Here is a 16,221-nt window from a genome sequence, read left to right on the forward strand (position 1 = left end):
ACCTGACCGTTGAAGAATTAGGCTGCGGGAGCGATGAAGGCGAGTTCGAGGTTGATGGCAACCTTGTCGCTGACCAGGACGCCGCCGGTCTCAAGGACAGCGTTCCAAGTCAGGCCGAAGTCCTTGCGGCTGATGGTTGTCTCGGCCGATACGCCGGCGCGGGTGTTGCCGAAGGGGTCAACGGCCACGCCGTTGAACTCGGTCTCGAGGGTGACGGGGCGGGTGACACCCTTGATGGTGAGGTCGCCGGTCAGTTCGTAGCTGTTGCCCTTGGCTACCAGGCCGTTGGAGACGAAGGAGATTTCAGGGAACTTCTCCACGTCGAAGAAGTCTTCGCCCTTGACGTGGCCGTCGCGGTTGGCGTCTCCGGAATCGAAGCTGGCGGTGTTGATGGTGGCGCTGATCTTGGCGTCAGCCACGTCACCGGGAAGGTCCAGGGTGGCGGCGGCTTCCGTGAACTGGCCGCGGACCTTGCTTATGCCTGCGTGGCGGACGGTGAAGCCGATCTCGCTGTGGGAGTTGTCGAGGGTCCAGGTGCCGGTGGTGACGTCTGCGGGAAGTGCCATGATGATGCTCCTTGTGTGTGCTTGCCTGTTAAGGGTCGTGCCGTTGAAGCTTCATAAGTTGAAGTCTCAACTAACTGCTGCATCTACTATAAACATGCATTTGCATCTTTTGTTCCCGCTCGCGGAACATTTCTTCATAAACTTCAGTTCTACTGGATGTAGAAGATTTCGGATCGCACGCCATCTTTGAGAAACTGGTAAACATGCCCCAAGCCACTGTCCATCTGCTCCGCCATGGCGAGGTACACAATCCCGACGGCGTCCTGTATGGCAGGCTGCCCGAATTCCACCTCTCCGAGCTGGGGCAGGAGATGGCGCGCACGCTCGCAGAGCACTTCCGGCAGCGTGCTGCCGGCGGTGCCCGCATCACTTACCTGGCCGCCTCGCCGCTGGACCGCGCGCAGGAAACTGCCCGGCCGACGTCGGAAGCGCTGCAGCTGCAGATCCACACAGACGAGCGGATCATCGAAGCGGAGAACTACTTCGAGGGCATGAAGGTCACCAAGGCTGAACTCCGCCGGCCCAAGCACTGGCCACGGCTGGTTAACCCCCTGCGACCTTCGTGGGGCGAGCCGTATAAGCAGCAGGCAGCGCGGGTCATGGCCGCAGTGCAGGAGGCGCGCCTGCGCGCCATCGAACTGGCCAACGGCGACTTCGGAACCGACGGGCCCGAGGCCATCATGGTCAGCCACCAGCTCCCCATCTGGGCCACCCGGCTCAGCGCCGAAGGCAAGCCCCTGTGGCATGACCCGCGCAAGCGCGAGTGCACCCTGACCTCCATCACGTCGCTGGTGTTCGACGACGACGGCGCCCTTGTGCGCGTCACGTACAGCGAACCAGCGGCATCCCTTCTTCCCGGTGCAGCCAGCACCCCTGGAGCCTAGTAGTGACTGACAGCATCAATAGGGCCGTGCCGTTGGCCTCCCGCCGCAGCGTCCTTGCCGCTGGCGGCCTCGCCCTGACCGCCCTCACCCTGGGCCTCTCGGCCTGCGCCCAGCAGGATGCCCTCGCCGAGCAGGCCCGGGCGGGGGACAACAAGAACTACGTGGCCGGCGATGGTTCCGTCACGGAGTTCGCCGCGGCTGACCGCAAATCCCCCGTGCAGGTCAACGGGACATTGTTCGACGGGACCACCGTGGCGCCGGCAGACTTCCAGGGCAAGGTAACGGTCCTGAACTTCTGGTTCGCTGCCTGTGCCCCGTGCCGGGTGGAAGCACCCATCCTCGAAGAGCTTCACCAGGAGTTCAAGCCCCAGGGCGTGCAGTTCTTCGGCGTCAACCTGCGGGACGAAAAGCCCACCGCTGAAGCGTTCGAAAAGTCCTTCAACCTGACCTACCCCAGCTTCGACGACAAGGACGGCGGCGTCCTGCTGGCCGTCTCCGGCCTGGTTCCCCCTGGGGCGGTCCCCACCACGCTGGTCCTGGACAAACAGGGGCGCGTGGCTTCGCGTGTCCTGGGTGAAATCCAAAAGGGCACACTGAAGACCCTCATCGCTGCCGCCGTGGCCGGGTAACCATGAACAGCCCCTTCGCCGAAGCCATCCTCAGCGGCTCGCTCCTCCTTGCCATCCCGGTGGCGCTGCTGGCCGGACTGGTTTCCTTCCTGTCTCCCTGCGTTCTGCCGCTGGTGCCCGGCTACCTGGGCTACGTGACGGGGCTGTCGGGGGTGGACCTGCAGAAGCAGAAGCGCGGCCGGATGTTGGCGGGCATCGGCCTGTTCGTGCTCGGATTCTCCGTGATCTTCGTCCTCCTGGGCGGTGCCTTCGGTCAGCTGGGCACCCTTATTACCGGCTCGCAGAACGCCTGGATCACCCAACTCCTGGGCATCCTGGTGATCGTCATGGGTGTGGTGTTTATGGGCGGCTTCAGTTGGCTGCAGCGGGACGCCAAAATCCACGCCAAGCCACCGGCCGGGCTGTGGGGCGCGCCGCTGCTGGGCCTGACGTTCGGGCTGGGCTGGGCTCCCTGCATCGGACCCACCTACTCAGCCGTCCAGCTGTTGAGCCTGTCCGGCGGTTCGTCCGCCGCGAAGGGCGCCTTCTTGGCCTTCGTCTACAGCCTGGGGCTGGGCATCCCGTTCCTGCTGATCGCCCTGGCGCTGCGCCGGGGAATGGGAGTGATGGCCTTCTTCCGCAAGCACCGGCTGGCAATCCAGCGGACCGGGGGCGGCATCCTGGTGCTCCTGGGACTCCTGATGGCCAGCGGCGTCTGGGGTACCTGGGTGACCGGGCTGCAGTACTGGTTCCAAACTGATGTGAAGTTGCCGATCTGATGAGCGAGCGTGTGAACGTAAAAAAGAAGTCCTCCACCCTGGCCGGCGGCAAAGAGCGTGGCGACAAGGTCGCCGAGGCCAAGGCCGACGCCACGCTGCCGGCGTTGGGGCCTGTGGGGATGCTCCGCTGGGCCTGGACCCAGCTGACCAGTATGCGCACCGCACTGTTCCTGCTGCTGCTCCTCGCCGTCGCGGCGGTGCCCGGCTCCCTGTTCCCGCAGCGGCCGGCGAACCCTTCAGTGGTAACCCAGTACATCAAGGACAATCCGGACTACGGCAAGCTGCTGGACACACTTCAGCTGTACGACGTCTACTCCTCGGCCTGGTTTTCGGCCATCTACCTGCTCCTGTTCATCTCCCTGATCGGCTGCGTGGTGCCGCGCGCCATCGCCCACTACAAGGCCATGCGCTCCCAGCCGCCGCGCACCCCCAAGCGGTTGTCGCGCCTTCCTGAGTACGGCACCCTTGTCATTCCGGCCGACGCCGGCATCCCGGCCTCGGAGGCCATCACCAGTGCCGCCGCGGTGCTGAAGAAGCGCGGCTACCGCGTGGAGGTCCGGGACGCCGGCGGCGAACGCCCCTCCCTGGGCGCGGAGCGCGGCTTCGCGAAGGAAGTCGGAAACCTGGTGTTCCACACCTCGCTGATCGGGGTGCTGGTGTCCGTGGCCATCGGCGGACTGTTCGGCTACAGCGGGCAGCGCATCCTGGTGGAGGGCGATACGTTCGTGAACACCCTGGTGGGCTACGACCAGTTCACGCCTGGCACCAACTTCCAGTCCAGCCAGCTCCAGCCCTACTCCCTGCAGCTGGACAAGTTCGACATCACGTTCGACCGCGAATCCCGTGGCAAAATCGGCCAGCCCATCGACTTCTCCGCAGCCGTGACCACCAAGGAAAACCCGGACGCCCCGGCGCAGAAGGAAATCCTGAAAGTCAACGATCCCATCAACTTGGGCGGCACCAGCATCTACCTCACGGGCAACGGCTACGCTCCGATGGTGACCGTCAGGGACGGCGAGGGAAACGTTGCCATGCAGGGCCCGGTAGTGGGCAAGCTGCAGGGGGACAACTACTACTCCTCCGTGGTGATCAAGGTCCCTGACGCGAAGCCTGACCAGTTGGGATTCCAGGGCTTCTTCCTGCCCACGGCGTTCGTTTCGAATGAGGGCGTTTCCTACAGCGGAGACCCCGGATTGTTCAACCCGCAGCTGACGCTGAACTCCTTTTACGGTGACCTTGGCCTGGACGACGGCGCGCCGCAGAACGTCTTCGAAATCGACGTCAGGAACCTCACCCCGCTGAATGCCCGGAACCTCGCTGCCGGCGGCATCAAACTGGCTCCCGGCACCAGCTACACGCTTCCGGACGGCAAGGGCACCATCAGCTTTGACGGCGTGAAGCGCTACATCGGCGTGGACATCCACCACAACCCCGGCCAGCTCTACGCGCTGATCTTCGCGCTCCTGGCGGTGGCCGGCCTGATCCTGTCCCTGTACGTCAACCGCCGCCGCGTCTGGGTCCGCACCGGCACCCACGAAGACGGCCGCACCATGGTGGAATACGGGCTCTTGGCCCGCGGCGAAGACCACCGGCTCGCGGGCGAAGCGGACGCCGTACGCAAGCTGCTCTCCGCGGAATGGCAGCTGGCCGCAGACGCTGAGCCCGCATCATCACAGCAAACTCCCAGCAGCAGCACCGATAATGGCGCAGGCGCCGCCACAACTTCACTTCCACGCACCCCAGCCGGCCCCTCCGGGCCCGAAAAGGACCAGTAATGCCGTTCGGAATCAACGAAACCATGGGCCAGTACAGTGAGCTCTTTATGCTGCTGGCGGCCGGCACGTACACGGTAGCGTTCATCGCCTTCGCATGGGACCTTGCCAAGAGCAGCAAGGCCCTGCGCGCCATCGACCTCAAAGCTGCACAGGCCGAAGAATCCGCCAAGGTGCCCGTTGCCGCAGGCGCGGCGGCCCGCAGCGAGTCCCACCTGGCCGGGCCGGCGGGCAGGGCTGAGCGGCCGTCGTCGTCCACTGCACGGCCAGCCGCACCAGGAGGCGGGGGAGTTATCACTGCCGACGGCGACATGCGGTACGCCGCCGAACGCCGCGCCCCCGCGCGGGTGGCCGTGGCCCTGACCGTCCTGGGCGCAGTGATCCACGGAGCCGGCGTGCTGACCCGCGCCCTCGGAGCCGGACGCGTGCCGTGGGGCAATATGTACGAATTCCTCACCACCGGCGCCTTCGTGGCCATCGCGGTATTCCTGCTGGTACTGATCCGCCGCGACCTGCGCTTCCTGGGCACTTTCGTGGTGGGCCTGGGCATCATCATGCTGGTGGCCGCCTCCGTGGCGTACTGGACCCCTGTGGGCCACCTGGTTCCCGCCCTGCAGAGCTACTGGCTGATCATCCACGTGTCCATCGCAGTGCTTTCCTCCGCGCTGTTCACCCTGACGTTCGCTATGTCCGCCCTGCAGCTGGTCCAGTCCCACCGGCAAAAAACCGTTGCCGCCGGCGGCGAGGACAAGCTCGGCTTTATGCGCCTGGTACCGTCTGCGCTGAGCCTGGAAAACCTGTCCTACCGGATCAACGCCATTGCCTTCATCGGCTGGACGTTCACCCTGATGTTCGGTGCCATCTGGGCGGAAAAGGCCTGGGGCAGGTTCTGGGGCTGGGACACCAAGGAAGTCTGGACCTTTGTGATCTGGGTGGTTTACGCCGGCTACCTCCACGCCCGCGCAACCCGCGGCTGGACCGGAACACGTGCCGCCTGGCTCTCGATCGTTGGCTACCTGTGCGTGATTTTCAACTTCACCATCGTGAACCAGTTCTTCAACGGCCTGCACTCATACTCCGGGCTCTAAGCAGGGAATTCTTCCCAACTTCGGGGGATCTGCAGGCAAATAACCAATCGGTGTAGCAATAGGGGTGTTCCCCGTCCTGCCGTGATGCTACCTTGGTGACGTTCGCCAGTGATGAAGCTTGCCGGCGAAACGCGAGTTTGCCCTGAGGTACCCATGAACTATGTTCTCGCGATTGATGTGGGGACCAGTTTCACTGCTGCCGCCGTTTCCCGCTTTGGCCAGGGTATTTCCCCTGGCGCGGAGTGCCTGCCGCTGGGACTTCGCGGAACCGCCGTGCCATCAGTGGTGTACTACCCCGAGGAAGGTTCCCTCCTGGTGGGGGAGGCCGCAGAACGGCGCAGCCTCGATTTCCCCGGTCAGGTGGTGCGGGAATTCAAGCGCCGGGTGGGCGATGCAGTCCCCATTTCCGTGGGCGGCCTGTCCCTGCCACCGGAGGATGTTTTTGCCACCATGGCACGCTGGGTGGTGGACCGGGCCGTAGAGCGCGAGGGCGCGCCGCCGTCTGAGGTCGTCGTTACCCATCCTGCCGCGTGGGGCACCCACCGGACCTCCATGATCCTGGCCGCCATGGCCGCAAAGGGACTGGACAACATCACGCTCGTCACCGAACCGGTTGCGGCGGCGCTGTATTACGCCTCCCAGGTCCGCGTGGAAGTGGGCAGCACCATCGCCGTCTACGATCTTGGCGGCGGAACCTTTGATACCGCTGTCCTGCGCAAAGCAGGCAGCAGCAGGTTCCAGCTGTTGGGGCGCCCGGAGGGCATCGAAAACCTGGGCGGTGCCGACTTCGATGCCGAGGTCTTCCGCTACGTCGCAGAGCACACCGGCGGCGTCCTCTCCACGCTCAACCCCGCAGATGACGGAGTGCGCGGAGCTTTGGGCAGGCTGCGGCGCGAGTGCGTGGAAGCCAAGGAAGCGCTCTCCTCGGACAGCGAGGCCACCATTTCAGTGCTCCTCCCCGGCTTCCAGCAGCAGATCCGCCTGGTGCGTTCGGAATTTGAAGCGCTGATAGAGGAACCCGTCCGGGATACCGTCGAGGCGCTGGAGCAGACGCTGGCCCAGCTGGAGCTGGAACCGGCCGATCTCTCCGCCGTGCTCCTGATTGGCGGTTCATCGCGGATCCCGCTCGTGGCGCAGCTGATTTCCGAACAGCTGGACCGGCCCATCGCCGTCGATGCCGATCCGAAGTCCTCCATTTGCCTGGGCGCGGCGCTGTCAGCTGTGCTGGCACACGTGGAAGCAGAGTCCCGGGCAGCCGTGGCGGCGGTGCCTGCCGGAGCCGCGCGCGCCGCCGTCGGACTCACTTCCGGCACCAGCGCGCACGCGGCCAGCCACCATGCCAGCTGGTCGCGCAAGGGTACGACGGCGGGTGGTGCAGTTGCGGGCTGGGTGGCACCTGCCCATGCGCACGGCGGCGCCCACGCGCCGAAGCCGACTGTGCGGCTGACGGCCATCGCTGCCGCCGCTGCGCTGGTCTCGGTCCTTACGGCGACTACGGCCCAGAGCCCTGCGGGATTCACCGACCTCACCGCCATGTTTGTGCCGAAAGCTGGCGCTGCCCCCGAACCCGATCCGACTGCCGACAGTGCCGGCGGGACAGGGGGCGGGCCAGTTGCTGCGGCAGCGGTACTCCCGGCAGCCGGTGTTGGAGCCGACATGACCACAGAGGCCGTGCCTTACAGCGGCCCGGGCCTTGATGTTGAAGCGTCGCCCACCAGCCGGCCGTTGCGGAGGGTGGCAGCGGAAAACGGCCCGGCCGCCGTAGCCGGGCTTGACGTTGCGACGGGCGGGCCCGCAGGTCCCGCCGCAGCCGGCCCTGGTGCCGTGGCCCCGGACGCCAATGCCGCACCACCCGTAGCCATTGACCCCGTCACCGGCGAGCCGGTGCCGACAGATCCCCCGACGGGCGAGCCGGTGGCGACGGATCCCGTAACGGGTGAGCCGGTCCCGCCTGTGACTGAGCCTCCTTCGACGGGGGAGCCGGGGCCCACTGAGACTGAGCCTCCTTCGACGGCGGAGCCCGAGCCGACTGCGACTGACCCTCCTCCGACGGCGGAGCCCGAGCCGACTGGGACTGCGTCTTCGGCGGCGCCGCCCGAGCCGACCGTGATTCCCTCTTCACCCGTAGTAACTCCAGAGCCTACGCAACCCCAGACAGGAACGCCCACAGCTTCGGCGACCCCATCTGAAGTTCCTGAATCCGTCACCTCTCCAGATACGGGGGTATAGCATGGCCGGCAACGAGGTGCACTTGGCAGATCATGGTTTCCTGCCGGTGGAGCTGAACCACAGCCACTTGCCGCATGCCGCCGAGCAGATGGCCGGGCAGCTCAAAGGCGCGAATGCGGCGGTCCGCGAACTCCTCCTGGCACTGTCTGTTGGTTTTGCCTTGCCCGGCCCGCTGCCTGCTGACCTGCAGCGGAAGATCGACAGCGGCGATGTGGAGAGCCTTGACACCCTGGTGGAGCGGGCAGAATCCGCGGGTCTGCTGACGCCGGACGGAACAGTAGTAGGACCTGCCCAGCATGCCCTGCTGACAGTTGCCCCGACAACCAGGGTGCATGCGCTCCAACGTGAGCTGGTGTCCGCCTATGCTGAGCACGGCCAGCCGTTGGGAGACCTGGCCCGTGAACTGGCTCGCGGCGGGCTCGCCGATCCCCGGGTTGCGGCCGAGCTGGAACACGCAGGCGACAAGGCGCTGGAACAGGATCCTGGTCTGGCCGCCCAACTCTATGACGAGGCACTGCTGGCAGGAGCCGACGAGCTCGGCACCGCCGCACGGCGCGCCCAGGCAGCTGTGGGCAACGGGGACCTGGACACCGCTACCCGGATTATCGATACGCTCCTGGTATCTGCTGATCCTCCGGACGTGCGCCGTGGTGTGGACGTGGCAGCAGCCGTGTGGGCACAGCGCGGCATGCTGGCCCGGGGCGGGGACGCGTACAGCTGGTTGGGCGCTTCGAGAGCAGGCACGTCTGCACCGCTTGCCGCCCTCACCATGATCGGCAGTGGCAACGTGCGCGGCGCCAAGTCACTCTTCCGGGCAGAAGCGCCACCGGCCGCTCCCACCTTGCTGGCAGTGGCCCTGGCAGAAACGGGCAAGGGAATCATGGAGTCGCTCGCCGTCGAGCCGCACAGGGCTCTCCCCGTGCTGATCCATGCCTCGGACATGCTCAACGGGACAGGTGCGGCGCTTCCCCTCCCGGACACTCCAGCGGCGTTGGCCGCACTGCTCGCCCTGCACACCGGAGAACCCCATCTGGCAGAGACAGTCTGCATGTCAGCAGTGGCGGCGGGCCAGGGCGGAAACGCAGCCAAGCCCAGGCTCTTCCTGCTTCAGGCGTGGTCGGCCATGCAGCAGGACAGGCTTGAGGACGCCCGGCTGGCCATCAATGAGGCGTCGAAAGCCAACCACTGGCCGCTCGTCCCCCGCGATGAGTTCATGTGTGCGGCACTGGAAGTCGGGATCGCCCGGCGCAACGGTGAAATTGCGCAACTTGTCATGGCCTGGGAGCGGGCGCACGAAGCCATGCTGCACATCTCGGTGGACCTTTACAGCCTCCTGCCGTGGGGTGAACTGATGATAGCTGCCGCCCGGCTCCGCGAAACCCACCGGGTGACACACTACCTGGACGAGGCGAACCAGCTGCTGGGGCATTTGGGGGATCCGCCCCTGTGGGCCGTGCCCTTCCACTGGGCAGCCGTCCAGGCAGCACTGCTCAGTGACAGCCCGGCAGACCTGGCTCCCCATGCAACCGCCCTGGCCCGGGCCGCGGCCCACAGCCACCTCGCCGCGGTCTTTGCCGCCGCCGGCAAGGCCTGGGTTACAGTGCTGGCACGAAAGATCCGTACTGCCGACGTTGAAGCGGCGGCGCGGGCCCTGGGCAGGGTGGGTATGCCATGGGAAGGCGCACGGTTAGCCGGACATGCCGCCGCGCGTGCCGAGGAACGCAAGGACATGGTGCGGCTGCTGTCCTGTGCCCGGGACCTTCACCCGCAGCCAAGCGAGGCAGGGAACGGGAAGTCCAGGGTACCGGAGTCCCGCGATGCACCGGCCGTGGGTACCAACGGGACGAACCCGGACGGCTCGGGCCTGAGCGACCGCGAAAAGGAAGTGGCCAGGCTGGTGCTTGAGGGCAAGACGTACCGGGAAATCGGGGAGGCCATCTACATCTCCCCGCGCACTGCCGAACACCACATTGCCCGCATGCGCCGCCGCCTGGGCGCCGAAAACCGATCAGACCTGATGACAAGGCTGCGCCTGGCACTGGATTCCGAAGACCGCCAAAAGGAATGAATCCGCTGGGCCCCTAAACCCCTAACCGGAGGCGCTCAAGTTTCCCAGAGGGAGGACATCGGGTAGGGGGGAAGGGCCCGATGCCCGGTCGCGGAGGGACCCGTACGTTGGATGCAAGCCCGGTTGGGACTACGGGCGCTCCGGCAATTTTCGAGAAGATGAGGACAACCACATGACACTCGCAAACGATCTCGTCCAGTTCCTGATGCACCTCTTCGGCGACCGCCAGGCAGCCCAGGACTTCCTGGACGATCCGGAACGCGCCCTTGAAGCCCACGGTCTGGGCGGTGTCTGCTCGGCGGATGTTGACGCAGCGATGCCGGTTGTCCTGGACTACGCACCCGTTACGGTCAATGCTGCCCGCTTTGACCGGGATTACAACATGGGCGGCAACAGCGCCACCACGAGCCACAACGGCGGCGGCGGAACCAGCTACACCCCGCCTCCAGCCAGCGGGAATAGTGCCGGGCACCAAGAGCACGAGGACCATGCACACGCCATCCAGCAGCTCCACCATGTAGTGAACAATTACTCCTACACCTCCGTGGTGGACGACCGGGACACCTTCACCGACCAGTCCGTGAACCAGAATGTCTGGGCCGACGGCGACGTGGAGCAGTGGTTCGACAACGATTCCGTGATCGCCTCCGGTGACCGGGCCGTTGCGGCCGGCGACGACGCCAATGTTGACGATTCCAACAACATCCAGGATTCCCACACCACGGACAACTCCGAGGATCACTCGACGGACAACTCCATCCACGCCGGCCGGGATGCGAGCGTTGGCAACACGGACACGGACATCGACGACTCCTTCAACACCGACGTTGACATTGATGCCGATCTGGACAACGTGGGGAACACCGACATCCGCGAGGACAGCTCGACGAACATCGATGTCCGGGATTCCGGTAACGACAATTCCCTCAATGACGTTGGAAACACGGACGTTGATTTCGACAACGTGGGCAACACTACCGACTACTCGGATCACAGCGTTGATGTAGACCTGGAGGATGTCGGCAACAGCGACAGCTCGACGGACACCACCATTACGGACAACGTTGTTCTCGCCGATAACGAGATCACCAATGTCGAGGACAACGTTGTTATCGCCGACAACACAGTGGACTACACCAATACCGCGGTTGAGGTTGGCGACGTTGATGCCGACTTCACCACCATCGACGAATCGGTCATCGTGGCCGACAATGACCTTGACGTCACTACAGCGGTGGCCGCGGATGACACGATCATCGATCACTGACCCGAGGCAAAGGACACACTATGGCAGAAGCCGGACCGGCGAAACCGTCACCACCTGCGACGACTGTGCAACTCGCCGGGCTGGTTAAGCAAGGCCTCGAACTAACCGGGACCGGAGACCGCCTCGACCTGCGCAAGCGCCTCGACCAGACCTTGCGGAGGCTGGAGGATCCCAGCATCCGCGTCATCGTTGTGGGCGAATTCAAGCAAGGCAAAAGTAAACTCATCAACGCGCTGGTGAACGCTCCGGCGTGCCCGGTCGCTGATGACATCGCCACGTCGGTCCCCACCGTGGTGCAGTACGGCGACACCGCCTCCGCGGCGATCCTGGTTCCCAGGGCCGGATCCGATGCCACCGACGAAGCCAATATCGAACGGCACCCTGTTCCCATTGCGGACCTGCCGTCGTATGTTTCCGAGCGGGGCAACCCCGGAAACAGCAAAAAACTCGTGGCGGGGGAGGTGTATTTGCCCCGCAAAATCCTCACGGGCGGGCTCACCGTCATTGACTCCCCGGGTGTGGGCGGGCTGAACTCCTCGCATACCCTGACCACCCTCACTGCGCTTCCCACGGCTGATGCCATGCTGCTGGTGTCCGATGCCTCCCAGGAGTACACAGAACCGGAACTGCGCTTCCTGCGGCAGGCCATGCGGATCACCCCCAATGTGGTGGGCGTCCTGTCCAAGACGGACCTCTACCCCGACTGGCGGCGAGTGGAGGAGATCGACCGCGGCCACCTTGCCGGCGTGGCGCCGGACATTCCCCTGTTCAGCGTCTCCTCCGACCTCCGCCTTGAAGCCTCCCGCCTGCAGGATGCCGAATTGAACGTGGAGTCCGGCTTCCCCGGCCTGATCGCACACCTGCGAACGGAAATCGTGGGCAAGGCACAACGGCTCCAGCGGCGTTCCGTGAGCCAGGACCTGCTGTCCGTCACCGAGCACCTCCGGCTGTCCCTGCAGGCAGAGCTTGCAGCCTTCGAAAACCCGGGAAAAACACCGGAGATGATTGCCGGCCTCGAAGTCGCCAAGGCCGAAGCCGACGAGCTGCGAAAGCGGTCCGCCCGGTGGCAGATTACCCTCAGCGACGGCATCAGCGACCTGATCGCGGACATGGAATATGACCTCCGGGACCGGCTGCGCCGGATCCAGCGTGAAGCCGAGGCGGCCATCGACCTCGGTGATCCCGGACCTGCCTGGCCCCAGTTCTCCCAGTGGCTCGAGGAGTGCGCCGCAGCTGCCATTTCGGACACGTTCGTATGGACCAGCGAACGCGCCCAGTGGCTGGCCGCCCAGGTTGCGGAGCATTTCGCTGCCGACGAGGTGACCCTGCCAGTACTGCACGTCTCGGACAGCGGCGACGCACTGGACCCCGTGGACGATATGCCGATGCTGGACAGTGGCAGGGTCAATCCACTGCAAAAGGTGCTGATCGGAATGCGCGGGTCCTACGGCGGTGTGCTGATGTTCGGCCTGCTGACGGGCATCTTCGGCATGGCCCTCATCAACCCCCTGTCCGTGGGCGCCGGGCTGCTGCTGGGGCGCAAGGCATACCGCGAGGACAAGGAAGCCAGGCTGAAGCGGCGCCAGGCCGAGGCCAAAGCCCTGGTCCGCCGCCAACTGGACGACGTCACCTTCCAGGTGGGCAAGCAGCTCAAGGACCGGCTGCGGCTGGTACAGCGTTCCATCCGGGACCACTTCACGGACATCGCGGACGAGCACCACCGCTCCCTGGGGGATTCAGTGGCCGCAGCGCAAAAAGCCGCCACCACCTATGCCCTGGAAAAGGAAGTGCGCATCCGCGAAATCAAAGCGGAGCTGAAGAAGGTCGACGCCCTGGCGCGCGCCGCGGAGGCTGTGGCCGCCGAAGCAGCTGCGGACAGTGCGCGGACTGGCAACCCCGTCACCTTGAATCCCGGAGCTCCCGCCGCCGCGGCCGGCGCAGCGGGGGCGGCACCAGCTGTGGCAGGGGCGGGATGACAGCCTCCACCATCGCCGGTGCCGCGGACCTTGTCCGGGAGGCGTTGAGCGCCTACCGGGAAGACCCCGCTGCCGTGGCAGTACTGCAGGGTTATGCCCGGAGACTGGAAGAGCCACTGCGCGTTGCGGTTGCCGGCATGGTGAAGGCAGGGAAGTCCACCCTCTTGAACGCCATCCTCGGCGAAGAGATAGCACCCACGGACACCGCGGAGTGCACCCGCATTGTGACCTGGTACCGCTACGGCCGCACCCCCCGGATCACCCTTTACCCGGCGACCGGCGAACCGCGCAGCCTTCCCGTGAAGCGTGTTGACGGCCGCCTGGTGTTTGTCCTCGGTGACGCCACGGCGGACGACGTGGACAGGCTGGAAGTGGAGTGGCCCTCACCGGCACTGCAGAACATGACCCTGATCGACACCCCGGGGATAGCCTCCCTTTCCACCAATGTGGCCGCACGGTCCACCAGCTTCCTTACCCCGGAAGACACGCCATCGGAGGCGGACGCGATCATCTACCTGATGCGGCACATGCATGCATCCGACCTGAGGTTCCTCGAGTCCTTCAAGGACGCCGAGGCGGGGAGGTCCGGTACTGTCAACGCCCTTGCCGTGCTCTCCAGGGCGGATGAGGTGGGTGCCGGGAGGATCGATTCCCTCCTCTCCGCGGCGGACATCGCCGAGCGGTACCGCCGGGACCACAACCTGCAGAAACTGGTGTTGGGGGTGGTCCCGGTGGCCGGGCTCCTGGCGCAAGGCGCCCGCACCATGCGCCAGCCCGACTTTGAGGCCCTGCGGCTCCTGGCCGGAATGGAACGGGCGCACCGGGAAAAGCTCCTGTTGTCCGCAGACCGGTTCCTGCGCGTGGCAGGCCCCGAAGGGCTGACGACGGCGGCCCGCGCCTCGCTGCTCGAAAGGTACGGCCTGTTCGGCATCCGGCTCGCGGCAGTCCTCATCCGCAACGGGTTTACTGATCCCACGCCGCTGGCGCATGAACTGGCCCGGCGCAGCGGGCTGCATCCGCTGCTGGAGCTTCTGGGGCGCCAGTTCCAGGCCCGCGCCGAGGCCCTTAAGGCAAGAACGGCCCTGGTAGGGGTGGAAGCCCTGATGCGCACCTCACCGCGTGAGGGCACAGGCCGGCTGGCAGCCGCGCTGGAACGGCTGCAGGTCAATGCCCACGAGTTCCGTGAACTGCGGCTGCTGGCAACCCTGCGAACCACGGGCACACCGCTGCCCCCTGAGCTGGCCGCCCAAGCGGAGGGCCTTATCGGGGGCTGGGGTGCAGCCTCCCACGCCAGGCTGGGACTGGATTCCGATGCCGGCCCGGACCAGCTGGCTTCAGCGGCCCGCCGTTGCCTGGACCAGTGGCGGGCCGTGGCCGAAAACCCGTTGACCGACCGCGCGGCCCTTGAGCTGTGCAGGGTGGTCATCCGCAGCTGCGAAGGCATCCTGGCCGAATGCTCCGGGATGGTGGCACAGTCCGCCTAGCGGCTCTTTATAAGCGGGCGGATATTACCGGGCGGATTTCAGCCAGGCATTGGCGGAGGGCATCAGGAAAAACATCAGCCCAACAACCGCCAGCAGGAGGTCAAGGCCCCAGAGCAGCACCACGTAGCTGCCCGCATCGCCGTCGGGCACCAGGAACGCAGCCGCCACGAGCAGGACAAAGACGTGTCCGGCCAGTAGGAGGAGCAGGGCCCACCTGCCCCAGCCCTGCCGGCCCATCACCACGCCCAGCATGGCGGCCTCAAGCAGGATCACCAGGAGGACAGCCCCCATGCTGCCCCAGAAGACGATGCCCGTTGCTGTGGTGACAGCTTCCGGGTCCCCGCCGGGCGCCATCCCCGCCACCACCGGTTTCAGCCGTTGCAGATGGGATTCGCGGGTCATAAAGGATCCGACGAGCACGGCAAGCCCGGCAGCGAAGCTGAACAGCCACAGTGTGCGGGCGGTCCGAACGTTCCGCGGTGCCACCGGGATGACCGGAATGGGGGCCGGAGCGGACCAGGACAATCCGGGCCTGGGCGGAGGGGCAAGGGAACCTGGGGGCGCAGGCGGACCTGCCGCCCCTTGGGGCATGGTCCGGGGCCTGTCTTCCCCCACAGGATCCTGAGCCATCGGCCCCTACTTCAGCCCGTCGGCGTCATGTTCGTCGGTTTCGTGCGTGTCCTTGCCGCCGGCAGTGCCGTTGCCTTGGTTTTTCGCCTTGGCATCCAGTTCATCCTTGAGCCTCTTCAGGCGCTCCGCTTCCGCCTGGTTGCGCCGGCGGGCTTCAAGTTTACGGAGGAAGTCCGGATCATCGTCCGGAGCGGTGGGATGGCGCTGGCTCTGCTGGGGGGACGTACCGCGTGGCCGGCCGATCAGGAGCCAGAGAATGGCGCCGATAACGGGCAGGACGATCATGACCACAATCCAGGCCGGTTTGGAGATCCCCCGGGTCAGGCGTCCCTCAGTGCGGATCACGTCCACGAGGCCATACACAAAGATGACGAGGACTGCCACGGCCAAACCCACACGGAGGAGCATGCCATTAAGTCTATCGTCAGGAGGCGCGGCGGCCTTCGGCGGGAGGCGGCTAAACTTGAATAGTGGCCTTTTTGAAATATTCCCTGATCCGCCTGGCTCTTTTCGCGCCCCTGTTCGTGGTGTTTATGCTCCTGCAGCTCGGCGTGCTGATGTCCGTCATCTGTGCGGCACTCATCGCCTTCGCCGTCAGCTACCTGTTTTTCCAGAAGCAGCGTGATGCTGCAGCAGCGGCCCTCCACCAGCGTTTCTCGGGCAACGCCAAGCCGCTCCGCTCAGCGAACGAAGTGCAGGACGCCAACGCCGAGGACGCCCTCCTCGATGCCAACCCGGAGATCGGCATCAGCAACGACGCCAAGGACCGCAAAAAGGCCTAGGGCCGCCGGCAGCCAGCCCACCCGCTAGCCGGCCCCACCCGCTAGCCGGCCCCGCCCGTTAGCCAGCCCGGCCGGGACCCAGTTACGC

14 protein-coding genes are annotated in these 16,221 nt (G+C 65.7%); 11 read left to right on the forward strand and 3 right to left on the reverse strand.

The features are described from left to right. Window positions 1-17: 17 nt before the first annotated feature. Window positions 18-566: a YceI family protein gene (locus FNL14_RS01950; protein WP_091416957.1), complete on the reverse strand. Its 549-nt coding sequence runs from the start codon at window positions 564-566 to the stop codon at window positions 18-20. A gap of 203 nt (window positions 567-769) precedes the next feature. Between FNL14_RS01950 and FNL14_RS01955 the strand changes: the two genes are divergently transcribed. From FNL14_RS01955 to FNL14_RS02000, 10 genes are all read left to right on the forward strand, one after another. Continuing rightward, complete coding sequence (locus tag FNL14_RS01955; RefSeq protein WP_142057216.1) at window positions 770-1,450, forward strand: histidine phosphatase family protein; 681 nt, start codon at window positions 770-772, stop codon at window positions 1,448-1,450. 2 nt (window positions 1,451-1,452) lie between these two features. After that, the gene (locus tag FNL14_RS01960; RefSeq protein WP_255470669.1) at window positions 1,453-2,079 is read left to right on the forward strand and encodes a TlpA disulfide reductase family protein; all 627 of its coding nucleotides are present in this window, start codon (window positions 1,453-1,455) and stop codon (window positions 2,077-2,079) included. 2 nt (window positions 2,080-2,081) lie between these two features. Beyond that, entirely contained in the window at window positions 2,082-2,837 is a 756-nt protein-coding gene (locus FNL14_RS01965) for a cytochrome c biogenesis CcdA family protein (RefSeq protein ID WP_091416953.1), read from the forward strand. Further along, window positions 2,837-4,612: a cytochrome c biogenesis protein ResB gene (locus FNL14_RS01970; protein ID WP_142057218.1), complete on the forward strand. Its 1,776-nt coding sequence runs from the start codon at window positions 2,837-2,839 to the stop codon at window positions 4,610-4,612. Before FNL14_RS01965 ends, FNL14_RS01970 begins: the two co-directional genes overlap by 1 nt. After that, a complete protein-coding gene (ccsB, locus tag FNL14_RS01975) occupies window positions 4,612-5,697 on the forward strand; it encodes a c-type cytochrome biogenesis protein CcsB (protein WP_142057220.1) in 1,086 nt (361 codons plus the stop codon). The genes FNL14_RS01970 and ccsB overlap by 1 nt, the downstream gene beginning before the upstream one ends. Before the next feature lie 153 nt (window positions 5,698-5,850). After that, a complete protein-coding gene (locus FNL14_RS01980) occupies window positions 5,851-7,926 on the forward strand; it encodes an Hsp70 family protein (RefSeq protein WP_142057222.1) in 2,076 nt (691 codons plus the stop codon). A gap of 1 nt (window position 7,927) precedes the next feature. Then, a complete protein-coding gene (locus FNL14_RS01985; protein WP_142057224.1) occupies window positions 7,928-9,994 on the forward strand; it encodes a LuxR C-terminal-related transcriptional regulator in 2,067 nt (688 codons plus the stop codon). 172 nt (window positions 9,995-10,166) lie between these two features. Then, window positions 10,167-11,261: an IniB N-terminal domain-containing protein gene (locus FNL14_RS01990; RefSeq protein ID WP_142057226.1), complete on the forward strand. Its 1,095-nt coding sequence runs from the start codon at window positions 10,167-10,169 to the stop codon at window positions 11,259-11,261. Window positions 11,262-11,281: 20 nt separating this feature from the next. Beyond that, window positions 11,282-13,237 (forward strand): dynamin family protein, encoded by a 1,956-nt coding sequence (locus tag FNL14_RS01995; protein WP_142057228.1) that lies wholly within the window; start codon window positions 11,282-11,284, stop codon window positions 13,235-13,237. Then, window positions 13,234-14,721 carry a dynamin family protein gene (locus tag FNL14_RS02000; RefSeq protein ID WP_142057231.1) on the forward strand — a complete coding sequence of 496 codons (1,488 nt, stop codon included), beginning with the start codon at window positions 13,234-13,236 and terminating at the stop codon, window positions 14,719-14,721. The genes FNL14_RS01995 and FNL14_RS02000 overlap by 4 nt, the downstream gene beginning before the upstream one ends. A 24-nt stretch (window positions 14,722-14,745) precedes the next feature. Here FNL14_RS02000 and FNL14_RS02005 read toward each other — a convergent pair whose 3' ends face one another. Together FNL14_RS02005 and FNL14_RS02010 are read right to left on the reverse strand one after the other, a co-directional pair. Further along, window positions 14,746-15,351 carry a hypothetical protein gene (locus FNL14_RS02005; protein ID WP_255470670.1) on the reverse strand — a complete coding sequence of 202 codons (606 nt, stop codon included), beginning with the start codon at window positions 15,349-15,351 and terminating at the stop codon, window positions 14,746-14,748. A 6-nt stretch (window positions 15,352-15,357) separates the two neighbouring features. Next, window positions 15,358-15,759, reverse strand: a complete 402-nt coding sequence (locus tag FNL14_RS02010; protein WP_142057233.1) for a PLD nuclease N-terminal domain-containing protein — start codon at window positions 15,757-15,759, stop codon at window positions 15,358-15,360. A 62-nt stretch (window positions 15,760-15,821) separates the two neighbouring features. On the opposite strand from FNL14_RS02010, the gene FNL14_RS02015 reads away from it, so the two are divergent. Further along, the gene (locus FNL14_RS02015) at window positions 15,822-16,133 is read left to right on the forward strand and encodes a DUF4229 domain-containing protein (protein ID WP_181762519.1); all 312 of its coding nucleotides are present in this window, start codon (window positions 15,822-15,824) and stop codon (window positions 16,131-16,133) included. The last annotated feature ends 88 nt before the right edge of the window (window positions 16,134-16,221 follow it).

This window comes from Pseudarthrobacter sp. B4EP4b, from assembly GCF_006680095.1.
GTDB lineage: Bacteria > Actinomycetota > Actinomycetes > Actinomycetales > Micrococcaceae > Arthrobacter.